The following is a 21,042-nucleotide window of genomic DNA, read 5'->3' as shown; positions in this document are numbered from 1 at the left end:
AGCTCCGCAGTCAGCCGCGCAGCACCACCGCATCGACGGCGACCAGCCCGCTCTCCTGCAGCATCATCGGGTTCGCGTCGAAGCCGGTGACGGGGCAGGCGGGGTCGGCGAGAGCCTCGGAGACGCGGACGACGGCCTTGGCCCAGGCGTCGACGTCGACGGCCGGCTCGCCGCGGACGCCGTCCAGCAGCGGCGCCATCCGCAGGGAGCGGATGGCGTCGGTGGCCTCGTCGAGGGTGCAGGGGGCGAGCAGCACGCGGGTGTCGGGGACGGCCTCGACGTACACGCCGCCGGCGCCGACCAGGACGACCGGCCCGAAGGCGGGGTCGAGGCTGGCGCCGAGCAGGCCCTCGTGGAGGCCGGCGACCATCGGCGCGACGAGGAGCCCGTCGAGCGGTACGCCGTGCCGCGCGGCCGAGGTCACCACGTCCTCGGCGGCCGCCTGGGCCTCGTCGGCCGAGCGCAGGCGCAGCCGCACCAGGCCCAGCTCGGACTTGTGGGTGGTGGCGGCGGTGCAGCCCTTCACCACGACGGCGTCGGCACCGAGCCGCGAGAACGCGTCAGCCACCTCCGCGGGCGTGGAGACCAGCTCGTGCGCGACGACGGGGACGCCGAGGTCGGAGAGCACGGCGAGGCTCTCGGCCTCGTTGAGCGCCTCGCCTCCGGCGACCGGCCGCGACAGCGCCGGCCGCGGGAGGCCGTCGGCACGCTCCATCAGCCGGCGGTGGCGGAGGTACTGCGAGAGAGCCGCGACCGCGGCCGACTCCTCCTCGAACACCGGCAGGCCGGCCGCGACGAACGGCGCCGCGACGTTGGGCTGGGGTACGGCGAGGACCAGCGGCGTTCCCGATGCGGCGAAGGTGGCCGCATCACGGGCGAACTGGTCGACGTCGTACCCGCGTCCCGCGACCGGGATCCCGAGCAGGCAGGCGTCGACGGCCGGGTCCCCGCCCAGCACCGGCAGCACCCGGCCGAAGATGCTGCTGTCGGTGAGCAGCGCGGCGGTGACGTCGACCGGGTTGCCGGTCGCGGCGAAGGCGGGCAGCTCCTCCTGGAGCCGCGCGACGGTGGCCGGCGCCAGCTCGGCCAACGGGAGGTGGGCGTCCTCGGCCGCGTCGGCGGCGAGCACGCAGACCGCGCCGGAGTTGCTGACCACGGCCAGGCCGGAGCCGGAGGGCTGCCAGTCCTGGAGGTAGAGCTCGCTGGCGGCGACCAGCTCCTTGACGTTGTGCACCTGCCAGATCCCGACCCGCTCGAGGAACGCGTCGAGCACCCGCCGCTCGGTGGCGAGCGCCCCGGTGTGCGACGCCGCGGCGCGGCTGCCGCGCTGGCTCCGGCCGCCCACCAGCGCTACCACGGGTACGCCGGTGCGCCGCGACCGCTCGCCGAGCTCGGCCAGCCAGATCGGGTCGCCGACGTTCTCGAGGTAGAGCAGCAGCAGCCGCAGGTCCGGGTCCTGCACGGCCGTGACGGCGAGCTCCGCCGCGGTCACGTCGGCGTCGTTGCCAGTGCCGTGCGCGTAGCGGACGCCGATGCCGCGCCGGCGCAGGATGCCGTACGGGACCGAGGCGAGAGCGCCGCTCTGGCTGACGATCCCCACAGGCCCGTCGGCGGGCGGCTCCTCGGTGAACAGCGTCGAGAAGCCCAGCACGGCGCCCGAGTGGAAGCTCGCAAGGCCCTGCGAGTTCGGGCCGACCACGCGCATGCCGGCGTCCCGCGCCGCACCGAGCATCCGCGCCTGCAGCGCGTCGCCCTCGGCCGTCGCGGTCTCGCCGAAGCCCGACGACATCACCACGCAGCCCATCACGCCCATGGCGGCGGCGGTCTCGACCGCCTCGACGGCGGCCACGCCCGGTACGCCGATCAGCGCGACGTCCGGCACGACCGGGGACTCCGCGAGCGTCGGCACCGTGGCCATCCCCTGCACCACGGGCCGCTTCGGGTTCACGGGTACGACGGTCCCGGCGTACCCGAACTCCCGCATGTAGCGCAGCGGCCGGCCGCCGATCTTCTCCGGGTCGTCGGACGCGCCGACCACCGCGACCGAGGCCGGTCGGTGGAAGAAGTCCAGGTCGCTCATCGGTCGTCCTCTCGGGTGAAGCTGGGGACCAGGCCGTCGCCGTCGGGCAGGAACGAGACGCGGGCGCGGTCGCCCGGCGCCAGGCCCTCGGAGGCGCGACCCATCACGACCGGCCCCTCGTCGAGCTCGACGAGGGTGAGCCACACCGGCGCGGCGCCGGCTTCGGTCGTGACATGCACGTGGGTGACCGCGACGCAGAGCCCGGCGCCCGCGGCGACCAGCTCGTCGGTGTCGTCGCTGCCGCAGACGGGGCAGTGCTCGCGGGGCAGGTACCAGTGGTTGCCGCAGCGCGCGCAGACGGTGAGCACGAGCCGCGGTTCGCCACCCGTCCAGTCGCGCAGCGCCGCAGCCGGGGCCCTCATCGCCCCCTCCGGCGGAGCACGACGCCGACGTGCGCGGACAGCACCCCGCCGTCCGCGTGCACGTAGCCCACGTCGCAGCCGGCGACCTGGCTCGCGCCGCGCTCGTGCCGCAGCTGCGTCGCGACCTCGACCAGGTGCGCCATGCCGCCACCGACACCGCAGTGCCCGTAGGACATCAGGCCGCCGTGGGTGTTGGTCGGGAACCGGCCGTCGACCTCGAAGGCGCCGGCGCGGACGTACGCGCCGGCCCTGCCCGGCGGCACCAGGCCGAGCTCCTCGACCAGCAGCGCGAGCGTGATCGAGAAGCTGTCGTAGATCCCGAAGACGTCGACGTCCTCCCACGTCACGTCGGCCTCGGCCAGCGCGCGCTGCGCCGCCGTACCGGCTCCGGTGCTGCCGGGCTCGAGCGCGGAGAGGTGCTGGTGGCGGTGCGCCTGTCCGGTCCCGGCGATGGTCAGCGACCGGTCCGACGTCGCCGCGCGCGAGATGACGAACGCGGCACCGCCGTCGGACACCGGGCAGCAGTCGAGCAGCCGCAGCGGCTCGGCGATCGGCTTCGACGCGAGCACGTCGGCGACCGTGATCGGCTTCTGGAACTGGGCTCCCAGCCGCCGCGACGCGTGCGCGCGCATCTGCACCGGCAGCTCGGCGAGCGCCTCGGGGCCGAGGCCGTGCGACCAGAGGTACTGCGAGGCCAGCAGCGCATAGTACGCCGGGATGTTGGCGCCCAGCGGGACCTCGTACGTCGGGTGGCCGACCTGCGCGAGCGTCCGCGTCGACGCCTCGCGGGACTGGCCGGTGGCGCGGTTCTCCCCCGCGACCACCAGCACGTGCGTGGCCGACTTCGCCTCGACCAGGCGGGCAGCGTTGGCCAGCATCGCGAGCCCGGTCGCGCCGCCGACGTTCATGCCGAAGGCGGTCGCGGGCCGGAGGCCGAAGCGCTCCGCGAACACGTTCGCCGGCATCAGGTGCGGCGACACCGTGGAGTACCCGGTGATCACCGTGTCGATCTCGAGCGGGTCGAGCCCCGCGTCGGCCAGCGCGAGGTCGGCGGCCGCGCACTGCCACTCCACCGAGTCGGGGCCCGGCTGCTTGCCGAAGGCCGTCAGTCCGACCCCGGACAGCAGGGCGCTCACGGAGGATCGCCCTGTGCCGTACGGCGGAGCACCTGCTTCTGGATCTTCCCGGTCGAGGTCTTCGGCAGCTCGGCGAAGCGGAACTCGCGCGGCACCTTGAAGCCGGCCAGCTCGGACCGCACGTGCGCGGCCAGGTCGTCGGCGGACACCGACGCGCCCCGGCGCAGGGTCACGAACGCGACCGGGACCTCGCCCCATTTGTCGTGGGGGGCGCCGACGACGGCGGACTCGAGGACGCCGGGGTGGGCGTCGATGACGCGCTCGACCTCGACCGACGCGATGTTCTCCCCGCCCGAGATGATGATGTCCTTGGCGCGGTCCCGGATCTCGACGTACCCGTCGGGGTGGTGCACGGCGAGGTCGCCCGTGCGGAACCAGCCGTCCAGGGTGACCGCGGCGGTCGCCTCGTCGTCGCGGTAGTAGCCGAGCATCACGTCGTTGCCGCGCGCGAGGATCTCGCCCATCGTCCGCCCGTCGCGCGGCACGTCACGGCCCTCGGGGTCGGTGACGCGCAGCGGCTCGGCGATGACGTTGCCGACGCCCTGGCGGGCGCGCAGCGCGGACTGCTCGTCGGCGGCCAGCTCGTCCCACTGCGGCTGCCACTCGTTGATCGCGATCGGGCCGAAGGTCTCGGTCAGCCCGTAGAGGTGGGTGACGTCGAAGCCGAGCCGGTCCAGGCGCGAGAGTAGGGCGGGCGACGGCGGCGAGCCACCGGTCGAGACGGCCACGCGTTCCGGGAGCGGGGCGGCGCTGTCGGCCGCGGCGATCATCGACAGCACGGTCGGCGCGCCGGAGAAGTGGGTGACGCCCTCATCGCGCAGCAGCGTCCAGATCCGCTCGGGGTCGATCGCACGCAGGCACACGTGCGTGCCGCCCACGGCGGTCACGCCCCAGGTCAGGCACCAGCCGTTGCAGTGGAACATCGGCAGCGTCCAGAGGTACGTCGTGCTCGCGCTCATCGACCCGTGCACCAGCAGGGACAGGCTCTGCAGGTAGGCGCCGCGGTGGTGGGTCATCACGCCCTTGGGCCGGCCCGTCGTCCCGCTCGTGTAGTTGATGCCGAGCAGCGACCGCTCGTCGTCGACCGGCACCACGGCGGGCGACGCCTCCGCCAGCCGCGACTCGTAGTCGCCGTCCGGACCGGCCACGAGGACGGGGATGCCCAGCGACCGTCCGAGGGACGCGAACTCCTCCGTCACCACCAGCAGCGACGCGCCGGAGTGCTCGAGGATGTACTGCACCTCGCTCGACGACAGCCTGGTGTTCAGCGGCACGAGGACCGCGCCGCGCATCGGCACGGCATGGTGCATCTCCAGCTGGACATGGCTGTTGGTCGCCAGCACCGCGACCCGGTCACCCGACTCGACGCCCGAGCCCGCGAGGACGCCCGTGAGCGCGAGGCAGCGCTGGTACAGCTCGCGGTACGTCAGCCGCAGGTCGCCGTCGACGACGGCGACCCGGTCCGCGTGCACCTCGGCGGAGCGCGCGAGGAAGCGGACAGGACTGAGCTCGGTGAAGGTGAAGTCGGCCATGCGGTCGAGCCTCGCCTCTCAGAGCCCGCCGAGCGAGAGGTACTTGGTGTCGAGGTACTCGTCCACGCCGAGCGGGCCGCCCTCGCGGCCGATGCCCGACTGCTTCACGCCGCCGAACGGCGCCTGCACGGCGGAGATCTGCGCGTCGTTGACGCCGACCGTGCCGTACTCCAGCCGCTCGCCCACCCGGATCGCGCGGTTGAGGTCGCGGGTGAAGAAGTAGCCGGCCAGCCCGTAGTCCGAGTCGTTCGCGCGCCGTACGACGTCGTCCTCGTCGCGGAACGTGAAGATCGGCGCCACCGGGCCGAACGTCTCCTCGCGGGCGAGCAGCATCGAGTCCTCGGCGCCGCGGATCACGGTCGGCTCGTAGAACAGCCGGCTGCCGGACGCGGTCTCGGCACGCTTGCCGCCCAGCACCACCTCGGCGCCGTGCTCGATCGCGTCGGCGAGGTGCGCCTCGACCTTGACCAGCGCGGCCTCCTCGACGAGCGGGCCGACGTCGACACCGTCGTCGAGGGGGTTGCCCACGACGAGCTTGCGGAACTCTGCGGCCAACCGGTCGCCGAACTCCTCGGCGACGTCCTCGTGCACGAAGAAGCGGTTGGCGGAGACGCAGGTCTGGCCCATGTTCCGCAGCTTCACGGCCATCGCCTCGCGGATGACGAGGTCCAGGTCCGCGTCCTCGAACACGATGAACGGGGCGTGCCCGCCGAGCTCGAGCGAGACCCGCTTCATCGTGTCCGCGGCCCCGCGCATCAGGATCTTGCCGACCTCGGTGGAGCCGGTGAAGGAGATGCCACGCACCCGGGCGTCGGCCATGAAGACCGCGCTGACCTTGGGGGCGTCGTTCGACGTCGCCACCTGGAGTACGCCGGGCGGCAGCCCGGCCTCGTGGAACACCCGGGCGATCTCGAGCGCGGAGAGCGGGGTCAGCTCGGCGGGCTTCACGATCATCGTGCAGCCGGCGGCGAGCGCGGCCCCGAGCTTGCGGAGGATCTGGAGCGACGGGAAGTTCCACGGGGTGATGCACGCGGTGACGCCGATCGGCTGCCGGATCGTGATGATCCGCTTCGCGGTGGTGGTCGCCGGGATCGTGCTGCCGTGGATGCGCCGTGCCTCCTCGGCGAACCAGTCGATGAAGCCGATGCCGTACTGCCACTCCCCGACCGCCTGCGCGAGCGGCTTGCCCTGCTCGCGGCTGAGCAGCCTGGCCAGGTCGTCGATGCGCTCGTCGAAGATCCGGGCCGCGCGGCGCATGATCGCGGCGCGCTCGATCGCGGGCATCGCGGCCCACGGCTCCTGGGCGGCGACGGCGGCGTCGATCATCGCGCGGACGTCGTCCGCGGTGGCGTCGGCGACCTGCGCGACGAGGTCGCCGGTGGCCGGGTCGACGACGTCGAAGGTGGCGCCGTCGGAGGCGTCCCTCCACTCGCCGCCGAGGAAGAGCTGGGTCGGGAAGTCCACGGTGGTCTCGCTTTCGGTGGTCGCGTGGGTCAGGGGACGATCGCCACGCGGGCGACGGAGCGGCTCTCGCCGGCCTTGAGGGCGTCGGTCACCTCGGCCAGCGGGAACGAGCGGTCGGAGAACGCCTCGAACGGGTGCAGGTGTCGCCGGCGCGCGAGGAACTGCACGGCGCGGTGCAGGTACCACGGGTGGTACCGCAGCACGCCGTGGATGTGCACGCTCTTGCGCGTCACCATCCCGGGCGTCATGGTCACCTCGGCCGCGGCGTTGAGGTTGCCGACCGACGCGATCCGGCCGCCGACCCGGACGGCGTCGATGGCCTCGACGAACGACGCCGGTACGCCGGTCACCTCGAGCACCAGGTCCGCACCGATGCCGCCGGTCAGCTCGCGGACCCGCTCGGCCCGGTCGGTCGCCTCGGGGTATTCGGCCAGGCTGATCGTCTCGGTCGCGCCGAACCGGCGAGCGAGCTCGAGCCGCTCCGGCACCCCGTCGATCGCGATCACCCGGGCGCCGCGCTCGTGGGCGATCGCGGCGGCGTACAGGCCCAGGCCGCCGGCGCCCTGGACGACGAGGGTCTCGCCGGCGCCGATGCCGACCTCGTCCATCACGAACAACATCTGGGCGAGGCCGCAGTTGGCGCCGGCCACCGAGGCGTCGTCGACCTCGTCGGGGACCTTGTAGAAGTACTGCCCCGGGTGCACGTAGTAGTGGGTCGCGAAGGCGGACCGGAAGTACGGCGGGACGTCCGGCCGGATGATCCACTCGGCCAGGCCGTTCTGGCACAGGTTGAACTCGGCGCGCTGGCACGGTGGGCAGCGGTGGCAGGTCAGGTAGTAGACGGCGACGACTCGATCGCCGACGGCCACCGGCTCGCCGGCGAAGTCGGTGGTGACGCCCTCGCCGAGCTCGACGACCTCGCCGACGAACTCGTGGCCGAGGCCCGACTCGCGCAGCGCCATGCTCTCGTAGTGCCACTGGTGGACGTCGGTGCCGCACACGTTGGCGCGGCGTACCCGGAGGAGTACGGCGCCCGGCGCGACCTCGGGCAGCGGGTACGTCTGGACCTCCGCCGTCGCCGGGCCGACGAGTGCCGCGATCTGCCCTGTCGTCATGGGCCAATCCAAGGGCCGGGCGAGGGGACGGGCGTGTACCGCTTTGGCACAGTGTCCCGTCCCGTCGCTGCTTGTCCCAATGTGGGACGACACGCACGCGCGCGCGGGTCCCAGGGTGGGCACGACCACCAGTCGCCCTGGCCGGAAGGAACCGCGATGTCACTGGGATTTGCCCGCAAGATGTGGGCGTTGGACTGCCCGACGCTGACCGTCGACGCCACCACGCTGCTCTACGGCCTGAGCGGGATGATCACCATCCCGATGCCGTCGTTCCTCATCGAGCACCCGAAGGGGCTGGTGCTGTTCGACACGGGCATCGCGCCCGAGGCGATCACCGACCCGGTGTCGGTCTACGGACAGGCGCTCGCCGACGGGCTCGGCATCAGCGGCGACCCGTCGCACGCCGTCGACAAGCAGATCGAGGCGCTGGGCTACAAGACCACGGACGTCACCCACGTGATCGCGTCGCACCTGCACTTCGACCACGCGGGCGGCACTCACCTCTTCCCGAACGCCAAGCACTACGCCGGCGAGGGCGAGCTCGCGTTCGCCCACTGGCCGACGCCGATCGCGGCGTTCTGCTACCGCGACGACCAGCTCGCGCGGATCCGCGGCTTCGACTGGCACGAGATCCCGGGCTGCGACGTCGACCTGTTCGGCGACGGCAGCCTGGTCATCTACTCGATGCCCGGCCACACGCCCGGCGAGGTCAGCCTCAAGGTGCGGCTGGCGTCGCGCACGTTCATCCTCACCGGCGACGCCGTGCACCTGCGGGCGCAGCTCGAGCAGGAGTACCACTTCCCGATCGACTACGACACGATCAGCGCGCTGCGCACGCTCAAGCGCCTCAAGACGCTGCGCGAGACCGAGGAGGCCACGCTCTGGATCACCCACGACCCGGACGACTGGGCCGAGCTCAAGCACGCGCCGTACTGCTACGAGTGACCGCGATGCCGATCCTCGTCGACTACATGTGCGGGTCCTGCGGGACCCGCCGCGAGATCTGGGCGCCCAGCCCGCCATCCGCCACCGCGACCTGCGTCGACTGCGGTGCCGAGAGCCGGCGGGCCTGGGCGCCCGTCGGCCTGTCCGGATCCCCGGCCCCGGCCACCGGACCCGCACCTTCCCCGGTACGTCGCAGCCTCTGCTCGTCGTTCCCCCAGGTGCCCGGCCTCTGCCACATGTCCGAGAGCGCCGGCCGGATGGCGGTGGCCAAGTACCTCGGCGACGGTCGCCGCATCGACCGCGAGCAGGAGCGCCAGGAGAAGGCGGCCGCGGTGAAGGCGCCGGTGCTCGCGGACGCGATCAGCCACCACCACGCCTGAGCCATCGAGGCTAGGAGACCGGTCGCACGGTGACCCTCATCCGCAACGCGATGTCGTAGAGCCACTCGCTGTCGGCGGGGGTCGCGAACACCCGGGTCTCCGGGTCTCCCGAGAGCGGCTCGAGGTCTCCCGCTGCCACCCGATCTCCGAACAGGCAGTACGCGCGGACGCTGTTCAGCTGCCGCGACATCCACACCACGCCGTCCGCACCGGCCGCATGAGCAGCCTGCGCCCACTCCACGGTGAACGGGTACTGATCAGAGTCGGTGTCGGTCAGGTCGCGCGCGTGGAGGTCCGGTCTGCGCAAACCGTCGGAGTGCCGTTGGGCCAGCCTCAGCTCCCGGCGCGTGCGAAGTGGCGTGAGCACCGTGCGGACCCATCGAGCTCTCGGGAGGTGCGCACCTGGAACCGCGTCGTGCAGGATCGACTCGTGGACGGCGGCCACGGGTGAGGCAGCGGAGTAGTGCACCGGCACGACCGGGTCGCCGAAGAAGGACCACCGAAGACGCGAGCCGTACCCGGGATTGAAGATCGTGCCGTCGTTCGCGGTCCCGTCAGGGAACCGAGGCTCGTGCACCCTGAAGATGCGACCGCCCGTGGGCAGTGACTCGAACAACGGCTCGAACGGGTCGGGTGGCGCCGGGACCGAGCGCACCGTCACCAGACGCCCGCGGTCTCGTCCCTGATGATCCCGAGAACGAGATCGTCATCTCCGTCGTCGAGTGCTTCGACCGGACTGCGTCGGCCGAGGGATCCGTGGGGAGCGGCCAGCCACAGCACGATGTCCTCGTCATCCCAGCCGGCGTCCCGCAACGGCGCGACCACATCACTCCATCCCGGTCGCAGTCCCCGGTCATCGAACTGGAAGCACGGGTACAGGATTCGGCGGCCTCGGCGGTAGCCGACCAGTCCCTTCGCCTTGGCCTTGGTGGCGACCGACCTCGACGTCGGGGACGAGCCCACCAGCTCGGCGTATCCCCCCGCATCGAGCGCACCGTAACGGGACTCGATACCGCGCCAGCCCTGGTCGACCAGGGCGATCTGTCCGGCCGTGGCCGGACCAAGGGACACCGGCTGGTTCGCCACGGTGTCCGTGACGTGCCGGAGGACGCCCTCCCGAAGGGTCAGGGTCTCCAACAGCCCCGAGACGGCGAGAAGGCCACCCGGGTTGCGGGCCACCTGCTCGAGGAGCTGGCGGAGTACCGCGGACCTGCCGCCGTCCTTGACCTCGACGAGCAGGACGCGGCCATCGGGGAGCGACATGCTGACGTCGGCCTCGTGGGCAGCAGTGGCGAGCAACTCGACAATGGCTCCGCGCAGCTCGTCGACCTCGTCCGCGAACTCGACGGGAACCTCGATCTCGATGGTCGCCATGTCGCACCTCCACGGAAACGGTAGCACGTTCGATAGCGAACGTTTCCATCGTATCCAAGGAGTTCGACCGTCGGCGCCGCGGCCTCAGCCGCCCTGCAGCCGGAACCGCAGCAGCCGCCGCAGCCGGCGGATGCTGTCCGCCGAGCTGAGCAGGGCCAGCAGGGTGAGGGTGCCCGCGAACACGTAGCTGGTGCCGTCGGAGAGGCCGAGGACGGTGACCAGGCTCTGGGTCAGGACCAGGATGCCCGCACCGATCGCGGCGCCGACGAGCGACCCATGGCCGCCGGAGAGGGCGGCGCCGCCGAGGACCGGCGCGGCGATCGCGAGCAGCGTGAACGACGTGCCGGCATTCGGGTCGCCGATGCCGACCTGGGCCGCAAGCAGGATGCCCGCGATGCCGGCGAGGAAGGCGCAGAGCACGTAGCAGAGCGCGCGCACCCAGGGGGTCGGGATGCCGAGGCGCGTGGCGTAGACAGCGTTCAGGCCGACCGCGCGCAGGCGGAGGCCGGTGCCGGTACGCCGGACGACGAAGTCGACCACGACCAGCACGACCAGCAGCACCACGAGCGCCACCGGGACCGGCCCGACCTTCTTCATCATCAGCAGCACCCCGAGCTGCGGGGCGATCAGGCCCTCGGCCGTCGGCCGCATCATCAGCGCGATGCCGGAGACGACCCCGAGGGTCGCGATCGTCGCGATCACCGGAGACAGCTTGATCCGCTCGACGAGGAAGGCGTTGACGGCGCCGACGGCGATGCCGAGCAGCAGGGCGATCGCCAGGCCCATGCCCAGGACCTTGCCGGTGCCGCCCTCGGTGGCCCACTCCGACATCAGGACGACCGCGAGGGTCATGGTCGCGCCGACGGAGACGTCGATGCCGCCGACCATGAGCACGAAGTACTGCGCGGCCGCGACCGCCACGAGGGGCAGGGCGACGAGCAGCACGTTGTAGATGCTGATCTCGGTGAGGAACGTGTCGTTCTTCGACTGCGCGAACAGCGCGAGCCCGACCATCAGCGCCACCAGCGCGACCAGGCGGATGCCGTCGGCGCTGATCCGCCGGCGCAGCCAGGTGCGCGGCGACGAGGCAGGGGTGGCCGCGACCTCCCCGGAGCCCGGCTCGACGTCCGCCGAGATCTCGTGCTCGACGGCGAAGGCGCCGACGATCGACTCCTCGGTCGCGCCGATGCCGGGCAGCTCGCTGGTCACCTTGCCGCGCGACATCACGAGGATCCGGTCGCACAGGCCGGCGAGCTCGGAGGCGTCGCTGCTGACCACCACGACCGCGCTGCCGGCGTCCGCGATCTGGCGCAGGAACCGGTAGATGTCGAGGCGCGACCGGACGTCGACGCCCTGCGTCGGCTCGTCGATGAGGACGACGGCGGGCTTCATCGCCAGCACCCGGCTCAGCGCCACCTTCTGCTGGTTGCCGCCCGACAGCTCCGAGGGCAGCTGGCCCGGGTGGCCGACGCGGATGCGGTACCGGTCGATGGCCTCGCGGACGAAGGACCGCTCGCGGCCCAGGTTCATCACCCCGCCGCTCGAGAGGTCGCCGAGCACCCCGATGCCGAGGTTGTCACCGATCGTGAGTCCCTGGAAGAGTGACTCGTTGCGGCGGTCGGAGCTCAGGTACACGAGTCCCGTGTCGACCGCGGCACCGTAGCTGCGCGGCCGGTGGCCGTCGACCTCGACGGTGCCCTGGCTGTCGTCGATCCGGGCCAGTCCCTTGACGAGTGGCAGCTGCCCGTTGCCGTCGGCGCCCGCGATGCCGACGATCTGGCCGGCCCGCAGCTCGAGCTCGACCGGGCCGTACGACGGGCCGGCGAGCCCGGCCGCGATCAGCCGGACGTCCCCGGCACCGTCGGCGACGCGGTCGGGGAACTCCAGGTCCACGCGGGTGCCAGCCATCAGCTCGACGAGCCGCTGGGGGGTGACGTCGGCTGCGTCGTGGGTGCCCTGGAACCGGCCGTCGCGCAGCACGGTCACGGTGTCGGCGACCCGCATGACCTCCGACAGCCGGTGCGTCACGAAGAGCACGGCGCCGCCGTCGGCGGCCACCCCGCGCATCAGGTCCAGGACGATGTCCACACCGCGGGAGTCGAGCGCCGACGTCGCCTCGTCGAGGATCAGCACGCGCGGCCGGCACGCGACGGCGCGGATGATCTCCACGAGCTGACGGTCACCGGGCGGCAGCGAGGCCGCCGACTGCTCCGTGTCGATGTCGAAGCCGTGGGAGTTGAGCAGCTCCTGGGCCCAGGCGGTGGTGCGGCCGTAGGACGGGCGTTGCTCCCCGCGGATGCCGAGGTAGAGGTTCTTGGCCACGGACAGCTCACCGATCAGCGAGCCGTCCTGGAAGACGGTGATGGCGCCGCGGTCCTGCGACGCGCTCGGCCGCGCCGCCGTGAGCGACGAGCCCGCGATCTCCACCGTGCCGGTGTCGCGGGCGACGGTGCCGCTGACGATCCCGACCAGGGTCGACTTGCCGGACCCGTTCTCGCCGACCAGGGCGTGGATCTCGCCGGGCGCGATCGTGATGCTCACGTCGGCCAGGGCCTGCACGGGCCCGTACCGCTTGGAGAGCCCGGCGGCGACGAGCAGGGGCCGGGCGGCCGGGCCCGGCGACGGGGTGCGCTCCTGCACCGCGGTGGGCGAGGTCGTGTCGGACATGGTCGGCACCTCTCGGGCGACGGGTGGACGGATGGTGCAGGTGGGACGACCGGGGGCGGGGTGTCGAGGCCCCGCCCCCGGTCGGCTCGGTCAGCCTGCGGACAGCATCTGGGTCATCAGCGAGTCGGGAACGAGCACGCTGGGACCCGGGTAGTCGTCGGGCCTGCTGGAGTCGTAGAGACCCTTCTCCGCCTTCACGAACGGCTGGGGCACGGAGATGTCGGAGCTGACGTCCTTGCCCGCGAGGAGGTCCATGACCGCCGTGACGGAGGCGCGGCCCTCCCAGTTCAGCGCGTTCGTGAAGTAGAGCGGGAACTCGTCAGGGGTGCCCAGGCGCTTCTCCCAGACCTTGGCCATCCCGTTGTTCGAGGTCCAGGTGACGACGGCGGGCATCTTCACGCCGGCCTTGTCGTAGGCCTCCACGACCTGCGGGATCGGGTCCGCGTAGTCGTAGAAGATGCCGCTGTAGTCCGTGCCGGAGGAGACCAGCGCGGAGGCCGCCTTGTAGGCACCGGCCAGTGTCCAGTCGGTGTCCTGCTTGGCACCGACCGTGGCGTTCTGCAGCTTGTCCTCGAAGCACTTGTTCCACGTCGCACCCTGCGGGTTGCCCGGCGTGCCGTTGAGGATCGCGACCTCGCCGGTGAGGCCGAGGTCCTCGTCGGAGACCTTCGCCATCTCCTCGCCGACCGCGCACACGTCGCCGTGCACCTGGTTGGCCAGTGACGTGGCCGGGGCGTCCGGGACCGGGCCGACGTACGTCGAGATCTTCGCGCCCTGCGCCTGGGCGGCCTGGAAGGCCGGGAGCGCCGCGGAGCCGAAGTCGTTGTAGCTGACGATCGCCTTCGCGCCCTGGGCCGCGAGGCTGCGCACGTTGGACTGGAACTTCGCGAGGTCGCCCTGGGCGTCGGTGTAGATGATCTTGCCGATCTCCGGGTAGGTCAGCGCCTGGAGGATGACCTCCATCTTGCTGATCTTGCGCCACTGGTTCTGGCCGTAGGCCTCCGCGATGCCGAGCGTCACGTCGCCGTCGCCGATGTCGCAGCTGGTGCCGGTCCAGCACTCGTAGGCCTTGGCCAGCTGGTCGTCGGTGAGCTCGACCGACGCGTGCCGGAAGGCGTCCTGGACGGTCGGGTCGAGGTCGGCGAGCTTCACCGTGTCGGTGAGCATCGCCTTGTCGATGGTCGCCTGCACGGTGGCGTCGTCGACCTTGTCGGCGGCCGACGACGCGGTCGCGCCGGACCCGGTGCCGGACCCCGAGCCGCCCGAGTCGCTGGACCCACAGGCGGCGACGGTCAGCACGAAGGCCGTCACGGTCACCGCCAGCACCGACGCCCTTCCACGATTGCCGCCGTGGCGGCTCATGAGGTTGCGCATTGCGTTACTCCTGGTTCTCTTGGGTCACGGCCGGCTCCTGGTGCCGGCCACTGGTGGTGCCACCGCGTTTGGCGGAGATCGAGGACCACCTGAACTTCTTCGAGGTGGCGACGAGGGTGAGGCCGACCCCGAGAACGAGCCCCTGGAACGCGAGCGCGAGGCCCGAGGAGTAGCCGCGCACGCGGAGGATGTGCTCGAGCAGCATCAGGAAGAGAGCGCCGAGCGCGGTCGCCGCGGGGCGCACCCGACCCCCGGTGATCGCGGCGCCGCCGAGGACCACGGCGACGATCGGCGTGAGCAGGTACGGCGTGCCGAGCGAGAGGTCCGGGGTGGCGATCTGGCCGGCGAGGAGCACGGCGCCGATGCCGACGACGAAGGTGCCGATCATCCAGGCCTGCAGGCGCTGCCGGGTGGCGGCGAGTCCGCTGTTCTCGGCCGCGACCCGGGCGACGCTGCTCGCCGCCAGGCGACGCCCCGACGTGTGGAACTTCAGCCAGAGCGCGACGACCACGAGCACGACCACGGCGACGAGCAGGATCACGCTGACGTCGGCGTACGACGCGCGGGCGAAGTCGGAGAGGTCCGAGGGGACGTTGGAGACGGCGAGCACCGGTCCGCGGTACATGCGGGTCGCGCCGGCGATCAGCTGGCCGGTGGCGAGCGTGACGACCAGGGGGTCGAGGCGGGTGACCTCGACCAGCAGGCCGTTGGCCAGGCCGATCAGCAGGCAGGCGGCCAGGGCGATCGCGATCGCCTTCACCAGCCCACCGTTGTCGCCGGACGCCGACTTCAAGACGATGATCCCGACCAACGTGACCGTCGAAGGGATGCTGAGGTCGATGCCGCCGGTGCCGATGATGAAGGCCTGACCGAGCGCCACAAGGATCATCACGCCCACGACGGGAGTGAGCGTGGACAGGCTGGCCCGGTTGAACAGGTTGACGTCGAGCAGCAGCACGGCGACGAGCACCAGGGCCACGTTGGCGAGCAGGATGCCCTGCCCCGGGACCCGGATCGGGCGCCGGTACGCCGGGCTCGCGTCGGCCACGGGCTGGGCCGGCTCGGTCGTCAGCGTCATCGGGCCGCCTCCCTCCACCTCTGCGGTGCGTGACGGTCATCACGCACCGGTCGGAACACCGTGAAAGTTAGGAAGGTGAGCCTCACCGGCGTCGTGTCAGATTGAGACATGCGTCAATGGGTCAGGAGCCCAGGACGGCGACGCGGAGCTTCGCCAGCCGGTCGAGCTCGGCCAGCATCAGCGCCGGTGTGTCCGCGACGAGCGCGACGTTCACGTGCGCGACGCCGTTGCGCTCGTACACCTCCAGCGATGCCTCGTCGAGCGTGCCCGGCGCGACGCCGACCGGCACCGACTCCGGGTCGCGGCCCTGCTCGGCGACGAGCTCGCGGAACCGTGGGACGGACTCGGTGAGCAACGGGTCGGCCAGCGGCGGCGTCGGGTACCAGACGTCCGCCCAGGCGGCGGCGTGACGCATCGTCACCGGTCCGCTGCCCCCGAGGTAGACCGGGGGACCCGGCTGCTGCACGGGCTTGGGCCAGCACCAGCTGGGCTGGAGGGAGACATGCGCCCCGTCGTACGCCGCGACATCGTCGGTCCACATGCGGCGCATCAGCTCCACCTGCTCGCGCACCTTGGCGTGCCGGGTGCCGAAGTCCGCGCCGTGGGTGGCGAACTCGTCGCGGTTCCAGCCGAAGCCGACGCCGAACGCGAACCGGCCGCCGGAGAGCCGGTCGACCGAGGCGACCAGCTTCGCCGTGTGCACGGCGTCGCGCAGCGCGAGCAGGCAGATGCCGGTGCCGACCTGGAGGGTCGTCGTCGCGGCCGCGGCGAAGGCGCAGCTGATGAACGGGTCGTAGGTCCGCTTGTAGAAGTCCGGCAGCACGCCGCCGCCGTACGACGCCGGGTAGTCGGTCTCGCGGGACACCGGGATGTGGGAGTGCTCCGGGAAGAACATGCTGTCGAAGCCCCGGTCCTCGATCTCCCGGGCCAGTGGCCCGGGGTCGAGGTCGAGGTCGGTGGCGAAGACGTAGACGCCCACCTTCATGGCTGACTCCTCACTGCCGGCGCCGGCCGTCCCGGGCCCTGTCGCGGACGCTAGGTGCGGGGGGAGTCGCAGCCCTGTGTCAGTTCGGGACAGGCCGGTCCACGTGGAAGGTCCCGTCGACCGTGATGCCGCCGTCGACCCGCAGGACTGTGCCGGTGACGAACGACGCCTCCGGAGACGCCAGGAACGACACCGCCGCCGCGACCTCCTCCGACGTGCCGAACCGGCGCATCGGGGTGCGGCTGAGCAGCCGGTCCCGGTCCAGGGCACCGTTGTCGAAGCCGGAGAGCATCATCGCGGTCTCGATGTAGCCCGGGGCGACCGCGTTCACCCGGATCCCGGCCGGTCCCCACTCGACGGCCAGGGTCCGCGTCAGCCCGACGACGCCGGTCTTCGTCGTCGCGTAGCCGAGTCGCTGCGGGAGCCCGAACGTCGAGCCGACCGAGGCGAGGTTGACCACCGACGGGGTAGGCGCCCGGGACAGGAGCGGGTACGCCGCGCGGCTGCACCGCATCGTGCCGCCCAGGTTGACCGCGAGCTCGCGCTCCCAGGCCGCGTCGTCGAACTCCGATGCGGGCTGACGGGAGATCACGCCGGCGTTGTTGACCAGCACGTCGAGCCGGTCGAGGTCGCCGACGACCCGCGCGACCGAGGTCGGGTCGGTGACGTCCATGCCGGCCGCGGTCGCGCCCGCGAGGTCCGCCGCAGCCGCGCGCACCCGTCCCTCGTCCACGTCGGTGAGGACGACCCGGAGCCCGTCTCCGGCGAGCCGGCGGGCGATGGCGAGGCCGAGGCCCTGTCCGGCGCCGGTGACGAGGGCGGTACGGTCGCTGTCCACCCGCAGGAACCTAGGTGGGCGCCGGCTCGTGCGGCTGTCCCGATCTGGGACGGCGGGAGCTCAACGGCGGAGCGGGACCTCGAGGCGACCGGCGAGCTCGTCGTACGTGATCCCGAAGGTCTCGCGGACGACGACGCCGGCCGCCGTGAGCTCGAACGTCGCGAGGTCGGTGTAGATCCGGTCGACGCAGCCGACGCCGGTGAGCGGGTAGGTGCAGTGCGGCACCAGCTTCGGGGCGCCGTCCCTGGCGAAGAGCGTCATCATCACGAACACGCTCTTCGCGCCGATCGCGAGGTCCATCGCACCGCCGACGGCAGGGATCGCGTCCGGCTCACCCGTGTGCCAGTTGGCGAGGTCGCCGGCCGCGGAGACCTGGAACGCGCCCAGCACGCAGACGTCGAGGTGGCCGCCGCGCATCATCGCGAACGACGCCGCCGAGTCGAAGTACGACGAGCCGGGCAGCTCGGTCACCGGCTGCTTGCCGGCATTCGTCAGGTCGCCGTCGACCGGGTCCTCGGGTCCGCCGGTCGCGGCGCGGCCCATGTTGAGCATGCCGTTCTCGGTGTGCAGCACCACGCCCGCGTCCGGGAAGAGGTGGTCGGCGACCAGCGTGGGCTGGCCGATGCCGAGGTTGACGAAGGCGCCCGGCGGGATGTCCCGCGCGACGGTCGCCGCCATCTCCTGCTTGGAGAGACTCATCCGGCGACAGTCCCCACGCTCACGACGCGGTCCACGTAGATGGAGGGCGTCACGATCGCCTCGGGGTCGAGGTCGCCAGTCTCCACGACCTCCGAGACCTGCACGATCACCGTCGCGGCCGCGGTCGCCATCACGGGGCCGAAGTTCCGGGCGGTCTTCCGGTAGACCAGGTTGCCCATCCGGTCCGCGCGGTGCGCGCCGACGAGCGCGACGTCGCCCTTGATCGGGTACTCGAGCACGTAGATCCGGCCGTCGATCTCGCGAGTCTCCTTGCCCTCGGCGAGCGGAGTGCCCGCGCCGGTCGGGCTGAAGAAGGCGCCGATCCCGGCGCCCGCCGCGCGCATCCGCTCGGCCAGGTTGCCCTGCGGCACCAGCTCCAGCTCGATCCTCCCGCTCCGGTAGAGCCCGTCGAACACCCACGAGTCGTGCTGGCGCGGGAACGAGCAGATCACCTTGCGCACCCGGCCCCGCGCCAGCAGTGCGGCCAGACCCGTGTCGCCGTTGCCCGCGTTGTTGGACACGATCGTCAGGTCGGCGGCGCCCTGCTCGATGAGCGCGTCGATCAGGTGCACCGGCATGCCGGCCATGCCGAACCCGCCGACCAGCACGGTCGATCCGTCCGCGATCCCGGCGACGGCCTCCCCTGCGGTGGCGCAGACCTTCACGAGACGTTCTCGAGGACCACGGCCAGGGCCTGGCCGACGCCGATGCAGATCGCGGCGACGCCGTACCGGCCGCCGGACTCCTGCAGCCGCGCGGCGAGGGTGCCGAGGATCCGGCCGCCGGACGCGCCGAGCGGGTGGCCGATGGCGATCGCGCCGCCCTTGGCGTTCACGATCTCCGGGTCGATCTTCCAGGCATCGACGCAGGCGAGCGACTGCACCGCGAACGCCTCGTTCAGCTCCACCGCGCTCACGTCCCGCCAGGTGATCCCGGCGCGGGCGAGCGCGCGGTCGGCGGCCTCGACGGGCGCGTAGCCGAACATCGGCGGCTCGACGGCAGACACCCCGCGGCCGGCGATCCGGGCGATCGGGTCGACGCCGATCGGCGCGCCCTCCGACCCGAGCAGTACGGCGGAAGCCCCGTCGTTGAGTGGGGACGCGTTGCCGGCGGTGATGGTGCCGTCCGGGCGGAACGACGGCTTGAGACCGGCCAGCTTCTCGGCGGTCGAGCCCGGCCGGATGCCCTCGTCGCGGGTCAGCTCGCCGACCGGGACGACGAGGTCGTCGTAGAACCCGGCGTTCCAGGCGGCGTCGGCCAGCTGGTGCGAGCGGGCGGCGAACTCGTCCTGCCGCTCGCGCGAGACCGCGAACTTCTCACCGAGCAGCTCGTTGGCCTCGCCGAGCGAGACCGTCCACTCCTCCGGCATGTTCGCGTTGACCAGCCGCCAGCCGAGCGTCGTCGAGACCGCGGTGACGTTGCCGGCCGGGAACGCGCGCGACGGCTTCGGCAGCACCCACGGCGCCCGGGTCATCGACTCGACGCCGCCGGTGAGCACGACCTGGGCGTCGCCGGACTCGATCGCCCGCGACCCGATGATCGCGGCATCGAGGGAGGAGCCGCAGAGCCGGTTCACGGTCGTGGCCGGGACGGAGACGGGCAGGCCGGCGAGCAGCACGGCCATCCGGCCGACGTTCCGGTTGTCCTCCCCGGCCTGGTTGGCGCAGCCCCAGGCAACGTCGCCGATCGCGGCCGGGTCGAGGTCGGGTGCCTTGGCGAGCGCGCCCCGGATCGCGACCGCGGCCAGGTCGTCGGGGCGCTCCTCCGCGAGGGCGCCGCCGAAGCGGCCGAAGGGCGTGCGGGCGGCGGCGTACAGGAAGGCGGAACTCATGAATCGAGCCTAGGCCCGGACCCGTGATCGATTCCAATACTGAATCCTGCTGGATTGATAAGTTGCAGGCATGGAACTGCGGCACCTCCGGTCGTTCGCCGTCCTCGCCGAGGAGCGGCACTTCGGGCGCGCGGCGGAGCGGCTGCACCTGGCCCAGCCCGCGCTCTCCCAGCAGATCAAGCAGCTCGAGCGCGAGCTCGGCGTCACCCTCTTCAGCCGCACCACGCGCCGGGTCGAGCTCACCGAGGCCGGGGGACGGTTCGTCGGCCACGCCCGCGACGTGCTCGCCGACGTCGACCGCGCGCGCGACGACATGACGTCGCTCGCGAGCGGGCACGCGGGCCGAGTGTCGATCGGGTTCGTCGGCACGGCGACGTACGACGTCCTGCCCCGCGTGGCCCGGGAAGTACGCCGGGAGCTGCCCGACGTCGCGCTCGAGCTGCACGGCGAGCTGCTGTCACCCCAGCTGGTCGCGGGCCTGGCGGACCGCACCTACGACCTGGTGCTGCTGCGCCCCGGTGAGCCCGGGCTCGACGCGCGCACGCTGCGCTCCGAGCGGCTGGTCGCCGTGCTCCCGGCCCACCACCCGCTCGCCGGACGCCGTCGGATCGGGCTGGCCCGACTGAAGGACGAGCCATTCGTGATCCACCCGTCCGGACGCCGGTCCTCGATGCACGCGCAGGTGCTGGCGGCCTGTGCGGCCGCGGGCTTCGAGCCCTCCTCGCTGCTCGAGGTGTCCGAGACCGCCACGCTGGTGGTGTTCGTCGCCGCGGGCCTCGGCGTCGCGCTGGTGCCCGAGCCGGTGCGCAGCCTGGGGCTCGAGGGCGTCGCGTACGTCGCGCTCACCGACGCCCCGACGATCGACCTGGCGCTCGCCGCACGCGCCGACGCCTCGCCGGCCGCCCGGCAGGTCGCCGCGATCGTCGAGCGGTGCGTCTAGCTGCCTGCCCCGCCGCCGTACGACTGGCTGCTGGAGTTGAGGTCGTGCTGGAACCTCGCGCGGCTGTTCATCGCGTCGTCCATCGGCGCGTTCTGCGTGATGTGACGACCCGGCTTGTCCCACGTGCGGACCTGCTGCCACACCCCCGCGAGGACCAGCACGACCGCCGCGGCGATCAAGAAGTACGTGAACATGAGCGTTCCCCCGTCCGGTCCGAGGACCTGAGCGTACGTCCCCCGGCC

The 21,042-nt window shown here is 72.3% G+C and carries 20 protein-coding genes; 3 read left to right on the top strand and 17 right to left on the bottom strand.

Annotation, left to right across the window (positions count from 1 at the left end):
* Window positions 1-10: 10 nt before the first annotated feature.
* Genes N538_RS0118740 through N538_RS0118715 form a run of 6 tightly spaced genes read right to left on the bottom strand, consistent with a single transcriptional unit; the run spans window position 11 to window position 7,689 of the window.
* Window positions 11-2,080 carry an acetate--CoA ligase family protein gene (locus tag N538_RS0118740; RefSeq protein ID WP_028638575.1) on the bottom strand — a complete coding sequence of 690 codons (2,070 nt, stop codon included), beginning with the start codon at window positions 2,078-2,080 and terminating at the stop codon, window positions 11-13.
* A complete protein-coding gene (locus N538_RS0118735; protein ID WP_028638574.1) occupies window positions 2,077-2,442 on the bottom strand; it encodes a Zn-ribbon domain-containing OB-fold protein in 366 nt (121 codons plus the stop codon). Before N538_RS0118735 ends, N538_RS0118740 begins: the two co-directional genes overlap by 4 nt.
* Window positions 2,439-3,578, bottom strand: a complete 1,140-nt coding sequence (locus tag N538_RS0118730) for a thiolase family protein (RefSeq protein WP_028638573.1) — start codon at window positions 3,576-3,578, stop codon at window positions 2,439-2,441. The genes N538_RS0118735 and N538_RS0118730 overlap by 4 nt, the downstream gene beginning before the upstream one ends.
* On the bottom strand, window positions 3,575-5,110 hold the full coding sequence (locus N538_RS0118725; protein ID WP_028638572.1) for an acyl--CoA ligase family protein: 1,536 nt from the start codon (window positions 5,108-5,110) through the stop codon (window positions 3,575-3,577). Before N538_RS0118725 ends, N538_RS0118730 begins: the two co-directional genes overlap by 4 nt.
* Window positions 5,111-5,128: 18 nt before the next feature.
* Window positions 5,129-6,574: an NAD-dependent succinate-semialdehyde dehydrogenase gene (locus N538_RS0118720; RefSeq protein WP_028638571.1), complete on the bottom strand. Its 1,446-nt coding sequence runs from the start codon at window positions 6,572-6,574 to the stop codon at window positions 5,129-5,131.
* A 29-nt stretch (window positions 6,575-6,603) separates the two neighbouring features.
* Window positions 6,604-7,689, bottom strand: a complete 1,086-nt coding sequence (locus N538_RS0118715; RefSeq protein ID WP_028638570.1) for a zinc-binding dehydrogenase — start codon at window positions 7,687-7,689, stop codon at window positions 6,604-6,606.
* A gap of 156 nt (window positions 7,690-7,845) precedes the next feature.
* Here N538_RS0118715 and N538_RS0118710 point away from each other — a divergent pair, with 156 nt between their 5' ends.
* Together N538_RS0118710 and N538_RS0118705 are read left to right on the top strand one after the other, a co-directional pair.
* On the top strand, window positions 7,846-8,634 hold the full coding sequence (locus tag N538_RS0118710; RefSeq protein WP_028638569.1) for an N-acyl homoserine lactonase family protein: 789 nt from the start codon (window positions 7,846-7,848) through the stop codon (window positions 8,632-8,634).
* A gap of 5 nt (window positions 8,635-8,639) precedes the next feature.
* Complete coding sequence (locus N538_RS0118705) at window positions 8,640-9,014, top strand: hypothetical protein (protein ID WP_155992234.1); 375 nt, start codon at window positions 8,640-8,642, stop codon at window positions 9,012-9,014.
* A 10-nt stretch (window positions 9,015-9,024) separates the two neighbouring features.
* Here N538_RS0118705 and N538_RS26180 read toward each other — a convergent pair whose 3' ends face one another.
* From N538_RS26180 to N538_RS0118655, 10 genes are all read right to left on the bottom strand, one after another.
* Window positions 9,025-9,591, bottom strand: coding sequence for an RES domain-containing protein (locus N538_RS26180; protein ID WP_197025394.1), 567 nt, complete (start codon window positions 9,589-9,591; stop codon window positions 9,025-9,027).
* An 80-nt stretch (window positions 9,592-9,671) separates the two neighbouring features.
* Window positions 9,672-10,388 (bottom strand): hypothetical protein, encoded by a 717-nt coding sequence (locus N538_RS0118695; RefSeq protein WP_028638567.1) that lies wholly within the window; start codon window positions 10,386-10,388, stop codon window positions 9,672-9,674.
* An 84-nt stretch (window positions 10,389-10,472) separates the two neighbouring features.
* Window positions 10,473-13,055 carry an ATP-binding cassette domain-containing protein gene (locus N538_RS26175; RefSeq protein WP_036571293.1) on the bottom strand — a complete coding sequence of 861 codons (2,583 nt, stop codon included), beginning with the start codon at window positions 13,053-13,055 and terminating at the stop codon, window positions 10,473-10,475.
* 90 nt (window positions 13,056-13,145) lie between these two features.
* Window positions 13,146-14,429, bottom strand: a complete 1,284-nt coding sequence (locus N538_RS0118685) for a substrate-binding domain-containing protein (protein WP_028638566.1) — start codon at window positions 14,427-14,429, stop codon at window positions 13,146-13,148.
* A 4-nt stretch (window positions 14,430-14,433) separates the two neighbouring features.
* Complete coding sequence (locus N538_RS0118680; protein ID WP_036571290.1) at window positions 14,434-15,507, bottom strand: ABC transporter permease; 1,074 nt, start codon at window positions 15,505-15,507, stop codon at window positions 14,434-14,436.
* A 121-nt stretch (window positions 15,508-15,628) separates the two neighbouring features.
* Complete coding sequence (locus tag N538_RS0118675) at window positions 15,629-16,492, bottom strand: LLM class F420-dependent oxidoreductase (protein WP_028638564.1); 864 nt, start codon at window positions 16,490-16,492, stop codon at window positions 15,629-15,631.
* Between the two features lie 79 nt (window positions 16,493-16,571).
* Window positions 16,572-17,330, bottom strand: a complete 759-nt coding sequence (locus N538_RS0118670; protein WP_028638563.1) for an SDR family NAD(P)-dependent oxidoreductase — start codon at window positions 17,328-17,330, stop codon at window positions 16,572-16,574.
* A gap of 60 nt (window positions 17,331-17,390) precedes the next feature.
* The gene (locus N538_RS0118665; protein ID WP_028638562.1) at window positions 17,391-18,029 is read right to left on the bottom strand and encodes a 3-oxoacid CoA-transferase subunit B; all 639 of its coding nucleotides are present in this window, start codon (window positions 18,027-18,029) and stop codon (window positions 17,391-17,393) included.
* A complete protein-coding gene (locus tag N538_RS0118660) occupies window positions 18,026-18,694 on the bottom strand; it encodes a 3-oxoacid CoA-transferase subunit A (protein ID WP_028638561.1) in 669 nt (222 codons plus the stop codon). The genes N538_RS0118665 and N538_RS0118660 overlap by 4 nt, the downstream gene beginning before the upstream one ends.
* The gene (locus N538_RS0118655; RefSeq protein ID WP_028638560.1) at window positions 18,691-19,860 is read right to left on the bottom strand and encodes a thiolase family protein; all 1,170 of its coding nucleotides are present in this window, start codon (window positions 19,858-19,860) and stop codon (window positions 18,691-18,693) included. Before N538_RS0118655 ends, N538_RS0118660 begins: the two co-directional genes overlap by 4 nt.
* Before the next feature lie 70 nt (window positions 19,861-19,930).
* Between N538_RS0118655 and N538_RS0118650 the strand changes: the two genes are divergently transcribed.
* Window positions 19,931-20,800 carry a LysR family transcriptional regulator gene (locus tag N538_RS0118650; protein ID WP_028638559.1) on the top strand — a complete coding sequence of 290 codons (870 nt, stop codon included), beginning with the start codon at window positions 19,931-19,933 and terminating at the stop codon, window positions 20,798-20,800.
* On the opposite strand, the gene N538_RS0118645 is transcribed toward N538_RS0118650, so the two are convergent.
* Window positions 20,797-20,994: a hypothetical protein gene (locus tag N538_RS0118645; RefSeq protein WP_028638558.1), complete on the bottom strand. Its 198-nt coding sequence runs from the start codon at window positions 20,992-20,994 to the stop codon at window positions 20,797-20,799. The two genes, N538_RS0118650 and N538_RS0118645, sit on opposite strands and share 4 nt — an antisense overlap.
* Window positions 20,995-21,042: the final 48 nt, after the last annotated feature.

Source organism: Nocardioides sp. URHA0032 (assembly GCF_000620645.1).
Lineage (GTDB): Bacteria > Actinomycetota > Actinomycetes > Propionibacteriales > Nocardioidaceae > Nocardioides.
This window is presented reverse-complemented; position numbering and strand designations above follow the sequence as displayed.